Source organism: Deinococcus sp. YIM 134068, assembly GCF_036543075.1.
Classification (GTDB): domain Bacteria; phylum Deinococcota; class Deinococci; order Deinococcales; family Deinococcaceae; genus Deinococcus; species Deinococcus lichenicola.
On the sequence record NZ_JAZHPF010000002.1, the window covers coordinates 372,147 to 384,967 of the forward strand.

Below are 12,821 nucleotides of genomic sequence, written 5' to 3' on the forward strand. Positions count from 1 at the left end.
GTCACCGTCACTCCAGCGGTGAAACGTCGCCCGGTCAGGACTGGAAGTTTTCGCCCTTCGCGGAGGCACCTCATGACGAATCCCGCCGATCACCAGCCAGTCGTCCACGTCACCCCGCCCCCCGCCGGGCCGACCGAGGCCGACCTGTCCGCGCTGGCCCGGATGCTCGGGCAATACGCCCCGTTCGACGGGCGTCACGAGCTGCGGCTTCCGGGCATCTCCGCCGTGCGTGGGTCGCGCCTGAACGATCAACTCGTGCATGGCGTGTACCGCCCGTCGGTGTGCATCGTGGCGCGGGGGGCCAAGCGGGTGTTTCTCGGGTCGGAAGTGTATGAATACAACGAGTCGGTGATGCTGCTGTCCTCCCTGGAGCTGCCCGTGGCGGCCCAGATCATCCGGGCGAGCCACGCCGAGCCGTACCTGGGCGTGACCGTCGAGCTGAACCCGCACCGGGTCGCCGAGCTGGCCCACCGGGTCTTCCCGTACGGCCTGCCGCCCCTGAAGGACACCCGTGGCATCGGCGTCGGGGAGTCCACCACCGAGATCGTGCAGGCCGCCACCCGGCTCCTGACCCTCCTGCACGACGAGCGGGACGCGGAACTGCTGGCCCCGCTGGTGGTGGACGAACTGCTGATCCGGCTGCTGCGCGGGCCGATGGGGGGCCGGGTCGCGCAGATCGGGCAGGGCGAGTCGCACGTGCAGCGCGTGGCGCGGGCGGTGGACTGGGTGCGCGCCCACTTCGACCAGCCCATGAACGTCGAGGCGCTGGCGGAGATGGTCCACATGAGTCCGTCGTCGTTCCACGGGCACTTCAAGGCGGTCACGAACATGAGTCCCCTGCAATTCCAGAAGGCCCTGCGGCTGCGGGAAGCGCGGCGGCTGATGCTCACGGCCATGCTGGATGTGACGACGGTCAGCCGTCAGGTGGGCTACACCAGCGCGTCCCAGTTCATCCGGGAGTACGGGCGGCTGTTCGGCAATGCCCCGGCCAGGGACATCGCCCTCCTGCGGGCGCAGGGTCAGGCCCCGGCGGCGCTGAACTGAGCGGCGCTGAACCGGGATGAGACAGTGACCCAGGCCCGCTCGCCGCTGGGGGCCGCCCGGAGGTTCGAGGTCACGCCCCTCGAACTGTTCTTCGATCTGGTCTTCGTCTTCGCGGTGTCCCAGCTCTCGCATCACCTGCTGGAGAACCTGTCCTGGCGGGGGGCCACCGAGACGTTGGTCCTGCTGCTGGCGGTATACCGCACGTGGTCCACCACCAGTTGGGACGCCGCCATGCTGGGCGTGGGCAGGCCGGATGCCCGTGGCCTGCTGCTGGCCGTCATGTGGCTGGGCCTGTTCATGAACGCGGCGATTCCGGGGGCGTTTGGCGCGGGGGTGTGGGCCTTCGTCCTCCCCCTCGTCGTGGGCCAACTGGGGCGCAGCTTCTGGATGATGTGGAGGCCACCGACCGCCCTGTTCCGGGAGCACTTCCGGCGCACCTCGCTCTGGATGGTTGCCATCGCGCCGCTCTGGGTGGTGGGCGGTCTGGTGGACCCGGAGGCGAGGCTGGGGTGGTGGGCCGCCGCCGCCCTGCTGGACCTGATCGGCGGGTGGCTGGGGCATCCCGTCCCAGGCCGGAGGCTGAACACCGAGCGGCTCGCGTTCGACGCCGAGCACATGCTGGAACGCAATCGCCTCTTCCTGCTGATCTCCCTGGGGGAAACGGTCCTGACCACGGGCACGGCCATCGCCGAGGTGCCCATGACGGCGCTGACGGTGACAGCGGGCACGGCGGCCCTGGCGGGGACGGTGGCGCTGTGGGCGGTGCTGTTCGGGCGGACGCACACCCTGACGTTGCGGCACCTGGGGGAGACGCGGGACCCCCTGCGGATGGGCCGTCTGGCGACGAACACGCAGGTCCTGATCGTCGTGGGCTTGATCGCCCTCGCGGTCGCCAACGAGCGGATCATCGCCCATCCCTGGGGTCCGCCCTCGCCCGCGCTGACCCTGCTGCTGTTCGGCGGGCCGGTGCTCGTCAGGCTGGAGCTGGCGCTGTACCTGTGGTTTCTGGACCGGCGGATCTACCGGAGCCACCTGGACGCGTGCGCGGTGCTGATCGTCGCCGGACTCCTGACCCTGACGGCACCGCCGTTCGTGTCGTTGACGCTGGCTGGGGCCGTTCTGGTGGCCCTGGCGCTGCTGGAAGGGCCGTGACGACCGTGGTGCGGGCGTTGAGCTGAACGGTTCTTCTCGTGCGATGGTTGTCGGAACGCGTCCCGGCGCACCTCGGTCTGGACGGTAAAATCTCCTCACTCGGCGTCAGGTGGGGGCAGGCAAGCTGGGGACATGCGCCGCTTGCTCTGCATCGTCAGTCTGACGCTGGTCTCCCAGGCCCAGGCCACCAGTTGCGGTCCGGCGGCCTTCGGGTGGTCTGCGAAGCGTGCCGAACTCATCGTTCAGGCGGAGGTTGTGCGAATCGTGCCCTCCACCCGTCCGGGCATCACGCCGCCGCTCTACATGGACGTGAGGGTGCTGAGCACGTACCTCGGCAAGGCTCCCGCCCGAGTGCTGCGCGTTCGTGGCGACGACGGTAATGCGCCCTACCCCTACATCACGAACTATCCGGTGGGGACCCGTTGGATTCTGGGGCTGGAGAAGCGGAACTTCCCCAGAGGTGAGCGGTTGCCGGGCAACCTCTACGCTCCGGTCGGCTGTACCGGGCAGGGCCTGTTGGTCAGTGGAGGGTGGACCCACGGGGTGTGGTCGCCCCTGCGAGGCGATCAGCTTGTGCCGCTGGGTGGTCTGAAGGCTCGCATCCGGCAGGTCCGCGCCCGCAGCGAGGAGGAGCTGAGACGGTCCTTGCGCTGGTAGCCCCCGCCGCTTCCCACCGTGCCGGGCACTCTATTCTCCTCCGCATGTCCCTCCTGACCGTCGTGCGTGCGGACGCCTCCTTCCTCGACGCTCTCCTGCCTCTCTTCGACAGCTACCGGCGGTTTTACGTGCAGGAAGACGACCGGGAGGGCGCGCGGGTCTTCCTCTCCGAGCGGCTGGAGCGGGAGGAGTCGGTGATCTTCCTCGCGCTGGACGGCTCCACACCCGTCGGATTCACGCAGCTCTACCCGTCGTTCACGTCGCTGGGGATGCGGCGAATCTGGATTCTCAACGACCTCTTCGTGGCCCCCGAGAGCCGGAAGCGTGGGGTTGGGCAGGCCCTCCTGGAGCGGGCGCGGCAGCACGGGCGGGAGACGGACGCGGCGTGGCTGACCCTCACCACGGCCCTGGACAACTCCACCGCCCAGTCCCTCTACGAGGCGCAGGGGTGGCGGCGGGACGAGACGTTTTACACCTACACCCTGTCCCCCTGAGTTTGCGTCTATCCTCCCCCCATGCCCGGCCCCCAGCATGACTACGACCTGACCACCCTCGCCGCCCGCGCGGGGGAGGAGGCCCGCCCCAACCTCAGCACGCCCCTTGCCGAGCCGATCTACCAGTCCACGGTCTACGCCTATCCCGACCTCGACGCCCTGGAACGCGCCATGAGCGGCGAGGAGCCGAGCAGCTTCTACTACCGCAACGGCACGCCGAACGCCGCGACGCTGGAGCGGGCGCTGGCGGGGCTGGAGGGCACCGAGGCCGCGCTCGTGGCGGGCAGCGGCATGGCGGCCATCAGCGCGGCGCTGCTGGGCGTGCTGCGCGCTGGAGATCATGTCGTCGCCGATGCCCGCGTGTACGGCGTGACCTACGCCCTCCTCGCCGAGGAGTTCCCGCGCCTCGGCATCGCCGTGACCTTCGTGGACGCCTGCGACCCCGGCGAGGTGGAGGCCGCCTTCCGCCCGGAGACGCGCGTGCTGCACGTCGAGAGCCTGACCAATCCCCTGATGACGGTGCCCGACGTGCCCGCCCTCGCCCGGTTGGCGCATGAGCGGGGAGCTATCCTGAGCGTGGACAACACCTTCGCCAGCCCCGCCGTCTTCCGACCCGCCCTGCACGGGGCCGACCTCGTGACCCATTCGGTGAGCAAGTATCTCAGCGGGCATTCCACGGCCTTCGGGGGGGTGGCGTGCGGGCGGGCCGACCTGATCGCCTCCGCGCGGACCCGGCTCCTGCGGCTCGGCGGCACGATGGGGGCCTTCGACGCCTGGATGACCTTGCAGGGCCTCAAGACCCTCGGCCTGCGGATGCGCGCCCACTCCGGCAACGCGCAGGCGGTGGCAGATGTGCTGGCGAACCACCCCCGCGTCCGCGCCGTGTACCACCCCGGCCTCTCGGACCATCCCCAGTTTCACCGGGCGATGGAGCTGTACCCGAACGGCTTCGGCGGGATGCTCAGCGCCGATATCGAGGACGCCCCCGCCTTCGTCCGCGCGCTCGCGGGCCGCATCCCCCTTGCCCCCAGCCTCGCCGACGTGGTGAGCACCCTCTCCTGGCCGTGGGGCACCTCCCACCGCGCCCTGCCGGAAGCCGAGCGCCGCCGCCTCGGAATCACGCCGAACCTTCTGCGTCTGAGCATCGGCATTGAGGACATCGGGGACCTGCTGGGGGACATCGAGGGGGCGTTGGAGGCTGAAGGTAGAAAGTTTGGATAACTTCTGCCCCCCGTCATGTTCTCCCACGCCATCGGCTTCGACGATGCCCCCTTCCCCCGCGAGCACCGGGGGGACGTGCGGGTGTTCGGCACCGTCTTCGCCCGGCACACCCTCCACGGCGTCGTCAGCGGGCGGGTGCGGCGCGACGGGCGCAACTCCACGTCCGAACTCGCCCGGCTGGTGGAGGCGAGCGGGGCGAGCGAACACCTCCACCTCATCCTGCTTCAAGGGGTGGCGCTGGCGGGCTTCAACGTGGTGGATGCACCCCAGTTGAGCGCCCTGACCGGCCTCCCCGTCCTGATCGTGGCCCGCCGACCCCCGAAGATGGAGCGCATCCGCTCCGCCCTCCTGACGCGCGCTCCGGGTGGGGCGCGCAAGTGGCGGCTGATCGAGGCCCTCGGCCCGATGGAACCCTGCCGGGGCGTGTTCGTGCAAAGGGTGGGCCTGAGCCTGCCGGAAGCGGAGGCCGCCTTGAACGCGCTGACGGTCACGGGCCGCATCCCCGAACCGCTGCGCGCCGCCCACCTGATCGCGGGTGGAGTCACACGGGGGAGCAGCCGGGGCGGGCGGGTGTAGGGAGCTGTCAGCCGTCAGCCTTCAGCGGTCAGCCAAGAACAAAGGCGGCAAGTTAACCGCCGTACTCCCTCATCACTCTCGGTTCTCCTCCATCTCCCGCAGGTGCCGGATGCGGTCCGCCGTGCCCGGATGTGTCTGGAGCAGGTCCTCGATGCGGCTGCCCTCCTCCACATCGTTCTCGTCGGCGTTCCGGTCATGGGTCTCCAGCCGGGCGAGGAGGTCGCGCAGGGGCTTGGTCGTGCCGTACTCGCGCAGCAGGAAGCGGCCCGCGAGGTCGTCGGATTCGGTCTCGGCGTCACGCGAGTAGCCGTTGCGAAGGAGGGTGGCGGGCACGGCGGCGGCGAACGTCCCCGCGCTCACGAGGTCGCCCGTCACGGCCACCGTCAGCAGGCTCAGGCCGAGGCCCTGATAGATACTCTCCAGCGCGTGCCGCCCCGTCACGTGCCCGACCTCGTGCGCGAACACGCCGACGAGTTCCCGGTCGCTCCGTGCCAGCGCGACGAGTTGATCGGTCATGACCACCGTGCCGCCCGGCAGCGCGAAGGCGTTCGGCCCCAGCTCGAAGGGCGCGTCCTCGCCCTCCCCGTCGCGCAGCAGCAGGCGGTAGGAGAAGTCGCCCCCCAGCCGGGCCGTCACCCGCCGGAACTCCCGCTGAAGCCGCGCCTGCCGCGCCGCGCTCAGGCGGCTGGGGGAGAGGTACTCGCCGCCCTCCAGCAGCTCCAGCGTCTCCCGGTCGAAGGTCGTCAGCACCGAACGCGGGGTGGCGTTCGCGGCGGTGCGGGCAAGTGCGGGCACGCCGAACGCCACGAACGCCCACGCGAAGGCGGCGATCAGGACGACCGCCCCCAGCGCCGTCCCCCAGCGGGCCTCCAGTCGGCGCACGCCTCCCAGCCCCCGGTTGCGGCCCAGCCGCGCCTCCAGGGCGCTCACCGCCGCGTCGTCTCCCGTCTCGAAGCGCGAGCCGCCGGGGAACTTCAGCACCCGCCGGATACCGGGCACGGGCGGCTCAATCCCGACCTGCGCCAGCGTCCACCGGGTCTCCAGCCCACCCTCGGCGCGAAGGATCGCCGCGTCCCCGGCCACCTCCAGCGTGGCGGCGCGGCTGCGGCTCGTGCGCCCGTCGAGGTACACGCCGGTCAGGACGAGGGGGGGGGAGGGGAGGGGGTCGGTCAAGGGATACCTCAGTTGCATGGAGACAAGGGATTCTTTCTGTTGCCCCTCCCCCTTGAGGGGGGAGGCCGGGTGGGGGTGAACGGGCCTGGCGACCCGACCAACGTACCTCTCAACCTCCTCCACCTCGTTGCTAGAACCCCAGATTGATGTCCAGCAACTCCGTCGCCGCCTCGCCCAGCGCGTTCTCGTCCGGCGTCACGTCGGCGGCGAAGGAGTCGAGGCTCCCAATAGCGCGCACCTGCACCCCGGACGCGACGTACCGGGCGCGGCGCACGGCGGCCCACGGCGTCGCCAGCCCCAGCGTGAGGACCTGCGCCAGCGTGTTCGTCACCCCGATCCATACCAGCCGCCACGGGCTGAAGGTCGCCGCCGTGCGGACCACCCCGCCGACCTCCACCCGGTTGAGGACGTAGCGCAACGTGGCGGCGCGGACGTACTGCCAGGCGACGCCGTAGAGAGTGAGGAAGGCGAGGTAGGCGGCGACGAGGCCCGCGATGATGCCCGTCGAGGGCACGCCTCCGACGCTGGCGGGCGTATCCAGCAACCCCAGCAGGAACAGCAGCCCGACCACCGGCACCGCGAGCAGCATCGCCCCCCCGATGGAAACGGCCAGTCCCGTCAGCCCGATCACATAGAAGTCGCCCACGTCGCCCCGAAACTTTGCCCGCGCGCTTCCATAGGCGGCACCCTCCACCTGATAGCGCCGCTGCATGAACCATGCCCACGGCAGCGCCAGCCCGCCCGAAAGGCCCGCCGCGAGGTTTGCCAGCCCGTAGGAGGTGTAGGCCCCGCCTGCCCGCCCGTGGTGCCGGAAGCGCAGGCCCCGGTGCGTGCTGCTCGCCGTGAGAAAGCGCAGCGACTTCATGACGAGCCACGGGTACAGCACGAGGAACAGCACGCCGATCACGCCCGCCAGCCAGAACGTCTGCTCGAAGTTCGACGACACCGAGTAGGCGAGGAAAAACGCCCCCACGATCAGGTAGCCCCGCAGCAGCGCGAGCGGGCTGGCGGTGTACTCGAAGTTGTGCCCGTCCAGCCAGGTATGTCCGTAGAAATACTGCCGCTGCCGCACCCGCGCCCAGGGCAGGTACAGCCCCAGCGTCACGATGGTCAGCGCCGTATTCACGATCCAGATGCGGAAGTACTCGCCCGCCTGCCCGGTGAAGGACATGGGGTGCGTCTCCACGGCTGGCGCGGGGGCGACGGGGCGGCCCAGGTCCTCCCGTGGCACGTCCGGCGGTGGCGGGGCCAGCGGGGAAGGTGGCGTCAGGTCGGGCCGTTCGGTCATGGGCGCATCCTATGGCCGGAGGGAGGTGGGTGAGAACGCATTCACGCCGGGCTGTGGGGGAGGGGGCACACCTCACCCGATGCATGAAGGAGGGCTGGCCCACAGTCCCCTCCTGCTGACCGCTGAGAGCTGATGGCTGATAACTCTCGTGGCGACCGCTTCCCCAAAGGCGAAGGGGCGAACGCGGCGCGACGCTCACCCCTCCCTTCTATGCCCTCCTGTGTGGAAGAACTTACCAGCGGCTGCCGCCACCCCGGTTGCCGCCACCCATGTCGCTGCCGCCCACAGGAGCCGGGGCGGCGTTGGTCACGACGACGTTCCTGGCCTGGGGACCCTTGTTGCCCTGCCCGGCCTCGACCTCGAACTCCACCTCGTCGCCCTCGTTCAGCTTGCGAAAACCGCCGCTCTGGATGGCGCTGTAGTGCACGAACACGTCGGGGTTGCCGGGGTGCTCGATAAAGCCGTATCCCTTCTCGACGTTGAACCACTTCACTCGACCCTGGGCCATAACTCTCCTTGCATCCCCGCACTCCCGACCGGGCCGCCCGCCCTCTGGGCCGGTGCCGTGTGATGGTCGGATTTGGAGACGGGCACAGTATCGCATGGGAGGCACCCCGGCGTGAACCACTTCCCAGCGCCCGTTCGCGGCAGGGTGGAAGAGGCGCACGCGGCCCGTCGTGGGGAGAAGGACGCCGCCAAACGTGCTCAGATCGTCCGGCCTTCCCCAGACGGGTGAGGGTGTTTCCAACTCTTATCTCCCTGGGCGACGAGCAACATCTGCTCCTCATACGGGGGAGGCCCTTCCCCTTCCGGGAAGAGTTTAAGACTCTCAAAAACCGCCCACCCCTCCCTTGACAGCGCTTTCAGGGCGGCGTACTGTGAGTTTGTCCACCACCCCGCTGTCCCTCACGGATCGGCCCGTCGCCGATCAGGAGTCTTGATGTCCGAAACCGTCACGCTCGCCCATGTGGCGCGGGCTGCGGGCGTGTCGCCCAGCACCGTGTCGCGCATTCTCAACGGCACCGCCAACGTGGCCCCCGAGAAGCGGGCACGCGTGGAGGCGGCCATCGAGCGGCTGGAGTTCCGGCCCAACGTGCAGGCGCAGGCGCTGGCGAACGGGCGCAGTTTCTCGGTGGGGGTGCTTACCCAGAACATCAGCAGCCCCTTTTTCGGGGAGGCGCTGGCGGGCATCGAGCGCGGGCTGGACGGCAGCCCCTACCATCCCCTCGTCGTGAGCGGGCACTGGCACGCCGAGCAGGAACGCGGGGCGCTCGATCTGCTGCTGCGCCGCCGGGTGGACGCCCTGATCATCCTGAGCGGGGTGCTGGGGGACGAGGAATTGCTCGCCGTCGCCCGGCGCGTGCCGATGGTGGCGGTCGGGCGCGACGTGCGCGGCCTGGGCGAGTGCTGCCTGAACCTCGACCACCGCGAGGGCATCCGGCGGATCGTGGCGCACCTCGTTGAGCGGGGCCACCGCCGCATCGCCTTTGTGGGCGGGACCGAGGCCCAGCAGGACGCGGTGGAGCGCCGCCGGAGCTTTCACGAGGCGCTTGCCGGAGCCGGTCTGGGCGTGGACCCCGCCCTCGTGCGGATCGGCGACTACACCGAGCGGTCGGGTGAGCGGGCCACCGAGGCGCTGCTGGCGTCGGGCGTGCCCTTCACCGCGATCTGCTGCGCGAACGACCAGATGGCCTTCGGGGCGCGGCTGGCACTCTACCGCCGGGGCCTGCGCGTGCCGGAGGACGTGTCCCTCACGGGCTTCGACGACCTGTTCAGCTCGCAGTTCACCACCCCGCCGCTCACCACCATCCGCCAGCCCATCAGCGAGATGGGCGAGGCCGCCGCGCGGGCCGTGCTGCGCCTGCTCACGGGCGAGGCCCCCGCGCTCCCCGCCTTCGAGCCGCTCCTCGTCGAGCGGGAGTCCACCGGGCCACCGGGGACGGGCGGGCCATGACCCTTCCTCGGCATCCACCCCCTGAAAACGCTTTCGCCCCTCCTGCCGCCCTCTCGCCCGACCCCGGAGGTCCCCCCATGTTCAAGCCCCGCCTGTCCCGCCTCGGTGCCCTCACCCTGTCCGCCGCCCTGCTCGCCGGCGCGGCCCACGCGCAGGAGAAGATGACCCTGACGGTCGCGGTCTTTCCCAGCCTCGACAGCTCGGTCAAGGCGAGCCTCGCCGCGTGGAACAGGAAGTACCCCAACGTGACGGTGAAGCTCCAGACGCAGGAGTTCGCCGACCACCACAACGCGATGACGACCGCGCTGGCGACCCGTCAGGGCCTGCCCGACGTGATGGCGCTGGAGGTCGGCTACGTGGGCAAGTTCGCGGACGGGCAGGGGCTGGAGGACCTCAACGGGGCACCGTACAACGCGGGGGCGTCCAAGCGGCTGTTCACCCCCTTCACCATCGCGCAGGCGACGGGCACGGGCGGGCGCTTCGTCGCCATGCCCACCGACATCGGCCCCGGCACGTTCTTCTACCGCAAGGACGTGCTCGACCGGGCGGGCGTGAATCCGGCCACCATGCTGGGGAGCTGGGAGGCCTACCTCGCCGCCGGGAGGACGATCAAGCAGAAGACGGGCGCGTACCTCATCAACACCGCGCAGAGCATGTACGGCATCATCAGCCGCACGAACCTCAAGCCCGGCGAGGGCATCTACTTCGACAAGGGCAACAACCTGCTCGTCGGCCCGGACAACCCCCGCTTCGTGCGCGCCTTCACCCTCAGCAAGCAGGTGCGCGACGCCGGGCTGGACGCCAAGATCGGCGAGTGGAGCAACGAGTGGTACGACGCCTTCAAGAAGGGCACCGTCGCCACCCAGTTCTCCGGCGCGTGGCTGCAAGGTGCCCTGCAAAACTGGATGGCACCGGAGACCAAGGGCCTGTGGCGCGTGCAGAACCTGCCGGAGAACTCCTTCGCCTCGTGGGGCGGCTCGTTCTACGCCATCCCCTCGGGGGCCGCGAACAAGGCGATGGCCTGGGAGTTCGTCAAGTTCATGACCCTGCAACCGTCCGCGCAGATCGAGGCCTTCACCGACAACGGGGCCTTCCCGGCGCTGCTGAGCGCGCAGAACAACATGGTGTTCAACCAGGCCGTGCCCTTCCTGGGGGGTCAGCGCGCCCGGCTGCTGTGGCGTGACGCCGCGCGCAAGACCCAGCCCATCGACGTGAACAAGTACGACTCGGTGGCCGACCAGATCGTGAACACCGAGCTGACGAACGTGCTGGAGAAGAACAAGGACATCCGGCAGGCCCTCGCCGACGCCCGCGCGCAGATTCTGCGCCGCGCCCGCTAGGAAGGCTGGGGGCGGTCAGCCCCGTCCGGTGGGTTGGCTGAGGGCCGACCGCCGACGCCTGACCACCCCCTCGAGGACCCCCATGCAAGACCGCCTGCCCCTCCGTCCCACGCGCGACGCGCCGAAGCGGTGGAGTTACACCCGATTGCAACAGCGCCTCGCGCCGTACGTGTTCGTCAGCCCCTTTTTCATCCTGTTCGCCGTGTTCGGGCTGTTTCCGCTGCTGTTCAGCCTCTTCCTGGCGTTTCACATCTGGTCGCCGCTCGACGGGCTGGGCAACTGGCGCTTCGTGGGCTTCGAGAACTTCGCGCTCGCGCTGGAGCCGAGCGACCAGTTCTGGAGCACCCTGAGAAACACGGTCTGGATCGGCCTGCTCTCGGGCGTGCCGCAGCATCTCGTGGCGCTGCCGCTGGCGTACCTGATCCACACGGGCCTGAAGCGTTGGCAGCGGGGCGTCTCGACCCTGCTTTTCCTGCCGTACATCACGAACGCCGTGGCGATTTCCATCGTGTTCGGGGTGCTCTACAGCGAGCGGCTGGGGCTGCTGAACTACCTGCGCGGCATGGTGGGCCTGGACCCCCTGCGCTGGCTGGGCGACCCCGACCTCGTGCCGACCTCGGTGGCCGCCGTGATCTTCTGGCGCTATGTGGGCTGGAACGTGGTGCTGTACCTCAGCGGCCTTCAGGCCATCAGCGAGGACGTGTACGAGGCCGCCACCGTGGACGGCGCGACCGGCTGGCAGAAGTTCCGCCACATCACCCTGCCGCTGCTGCGCCCGATGATGTTCTACGCCTTTACCCTCACGATCATCGGCAACATGCAGATTTTCGAGGAGCCGTTCATGCTCGTCGGGGAGAGCGGCGGGGCGGGCGCGGCGGGCCTGACGAGCGCCATGCACATCTTCAACACGGCCTTCCGCGACCTCGACATGGGCTACGCCGCCGCGATGAGCTGGCTGCTGTTCCTGGCGATCTTCGTCCTCAGCCTCCTGAACAACTTCCTGCTGGGCCGGGGCGACGGGGGAGCGCGGTGACGGCCCTCCCCACCCCTCCGGCCCGCCGACCGCGCCTGTGGCGGAGGCTGCCCCTGTGGGCACTCGTGGGCCTCGCCTGCCTGCTCTCGGTCGTCCCCTTCTACCTGATGGTGGTGTGGGCCTCGCTGCCGAGCGATCAGGTCTTCACCTTCCCGCCGCGCGCGTGGTTCGGCGGCGAGCTGCTGGACAACCTGCGCGCCCTGAACGTCGAGCTGGACGGACAGGTGCTGCGGTCGTTCTGGAACAGCCTGTACATCTCGCTGATGGCGACGGCGACCACGCTCTTCTTCTGCTCGCTGGCGGGGTACGCCTTCGCCATGTACGACTTCCGGGGCAGGCGGTGGATGTTCAGCTTCGTGCTGCTCACCATGCTGATTCCGCCGCTGATCATGGACATTCCCAGCTTCCTCGTGATGAACAACGCCCTGGGCTGGATCGGCACCCCGCGCGCCCTGTGGGTGCCGGGCATGGCGAGCGCGTTCGGCATCTTTCTGGCGCGGCAGTACATCGTCTCGGCCCTCCCGCGCGAGCTGATCGAGGCCGCGCGCATGGACGGCGCGACCGAGTTCGGCATCTTCCGGCGGGTGGTGCTGCCCCTGATCCGGCCCATCCTGGCGACCCTCGGCGTGGTCACGTTCGTGGGGTCGTGGAACAACTTCAAGGGCGCGCTGATCATGCGTCTGAACGACACCGAGATCCAGACGCTCCCGCTGGCGCTGCGGCGACTGGGCGGCGGCGCGACGAACGTGGACGTGGACTGGGGCGCGATCATGATGCTCGTCCTGATCACGGTGCTGCCGCTCGTCGTCGTCTTCCTGCTCGCCAGCCGCCACGTCATTTCGGGGCTGACGGCGGGGGCGGTGAAGGATTAGCGGTCAGCCGTCAGCCG

General features: G+C 69.7%; 13 protein-coding genes. 10 read left to right on the forward strand and 3 right to left on the reverse strand.

Annotated features, from left to right (window positions below):
* Positions 1-72: 72 nt before the first annotated feature.
* From V3W47_RS04110 to V3W47_RS04135, 6 genes are all read left to right on the forward strand, one after another.
* On the forward strand, positions 73-1,044 hold the full coding sequence (locus V3W47_RS04110) for an AraC family transcriptional regulator (RefSeq protein WP_331823904.1): 972 nt from the start codon (positions 73-75) through the stop codon (positions 1,042-1,044).
* Between the two features lie 24 nt (positions 1,045-1,068).
* A complete protein-coding gene (locus V3W47_RS04115) occupies positions 1,069-2,196 on the forward strand; it encodes a low temperature requirement protein A (protein WP_331823905.1) in 1,128 nt (375 codons plus the stop codon).
* Between the two features lie 132 nt (positions 2,197-2,328).
* Entirely contained in the window at positions 2,329-2,853 is a 525-nt protein-coding gene (locus V3W47_RS04120) for a hypothetical protein (RefSeq protein ID WP_331823906.1), read from the forward strand.
* A 44-nt stretch (positions 2,854-2,897) separates the two neighbouring features.
* Positions 2,898-3,347, forward strand: coding sequence for a GNAT family N-acetyltransferase (locus V3W47_RS04125; RefSeq protein ID WP_331823907.1), 450 nt, complete (start codon positions 2,898-2,900; stop codon positions 3,345-3,347).
* Between the two features lie 21 nt (positions 3,348-3,368).
* Positions 3,369-4,568: a trans-sulfuration enzyme family protein gene (locus V3W47_RS04130; RefSeq protein WP_331823909.1), complete on the forward strand. Its 1,200-nt coding sequence runs from the start codon at positions 3,369-3,371 to the stop codon at positions 4,566-4,568.
* A 15-nt stretch (positions 4,569-4,583) separates the two neighbouring features.
* Positions 4,584-5,144, forward strand: a complete 561-nt coding sequence (locus V3W47_RS04135) for an endonuclease dU (protein ID WP_331823910.1) — start codon at positions 4,584-4,586, stop codon at positions 5,142-5,144.
* A gap of 72 nt (positions 5,145-5,216) precedes the next feature.
* On the opposite strand, the gene V3W47_RS04140 is transcribed toward V3W47_RS04135, so the two are convergent.
* The 3 genes from V3W47_RS04140 to V3W47_RS04150 all read right to left on the reverse strand — a co-directional run bounded on the left by V3W47_RS04140 (position 5,217) and on the right by V3W47_RS04150 (position 8,113).
* Positions 5,217-6,317 carry a M48 family metallopeptidase gene (locus V3W47_RS04140; protein ID WP_331823911.1) on the reverse strand — a complete coding sequence of 367 codons (1,101 nt, stop codon included), beginning with the start codon at positions 6,315-6,317 and terminating at the stop codon, positions 5,217-5,219.
* Positions 6,318-6,447: 130 nt separating this feature from the next.
* Entirely contained in the window at positions 6,448-7,605 is a 1,158-nt protein-coding gene (locus tag V3W47_RS04145) for a YjgN family protein (protein ID WP_331823912.1), read from the reverse strand.
* A 232-nt stretch (positions 7,606-7,837) separates the two neighbouring features.
* Positions 7,838-8,113 carry a cold-shock protein gene (locus V3W47_RS04150; RefSeq protein ID WP_331823913.1) on the reverse strand — a complete coding sequence of 92 codons (276 nt, stop codon included), beginning with the start codon at positions 8,111-8,113 and terminating at the stop codon, positions 7,838-7,840.
* Between the two features lie 432 nt (positions 8,114-8,545).
* Between V3W47_RS04150 and V3W47_RS04155 the strand changes: the two genes are divergently transcribed.
* From V3W47_RS04155 to V3W47_RS04170, 4 genes are all read left to right on the forward strand, one after another.
* Entirely contained in the window at positions 8,546-9,559 is a 1,014-nt protein-coding gene (locus V3W47_RS04155) for a LacI family DNA-binding transcriptional regulator (protein ID WP_331823914.1), read from the forward strand.
* Positions 9,560-9,636: 77 nt separating this feature from the next.
* Entirely contained in the window at positions 9,637-10,899 is a 1,263-nt protein-coding gene (locus tag V3W47_RS04160) for an ABC transporter substrate-binding protein (protein ID WP_331823915.1), read from the forward strand.
* A gap of 82 nt (positions 10,900-10,981) precedes the next feature.
* Positions 10,982-11,932 (forward strand): carbohydrate ABC transporter permease, encoded by a 951-nt coding sequence (locus V3W47_RS04165; protein WP_331823916.1) that lies wholly within the window; start codon positions 10,982-10,984, stop codon positions 11,930-11,932.
* Complete coding sequence (locus tag V3W47_RS04170) at positions 11,929-12,804, forward strand: carbohydrate ABC transporter permease (RefSeq protein ID WP_331823917.1); 876 nt, start codon at positions 11,929-11,931, stop codon at positions 12,802-12,804. The genes V3W47_RS04165 and V3W47_RS04170 overlap by 4 nt, the downstream gene beginning before the upstream one ends.
* Positions 12,805-12,821: the final 17 nt, after the last annotated feature.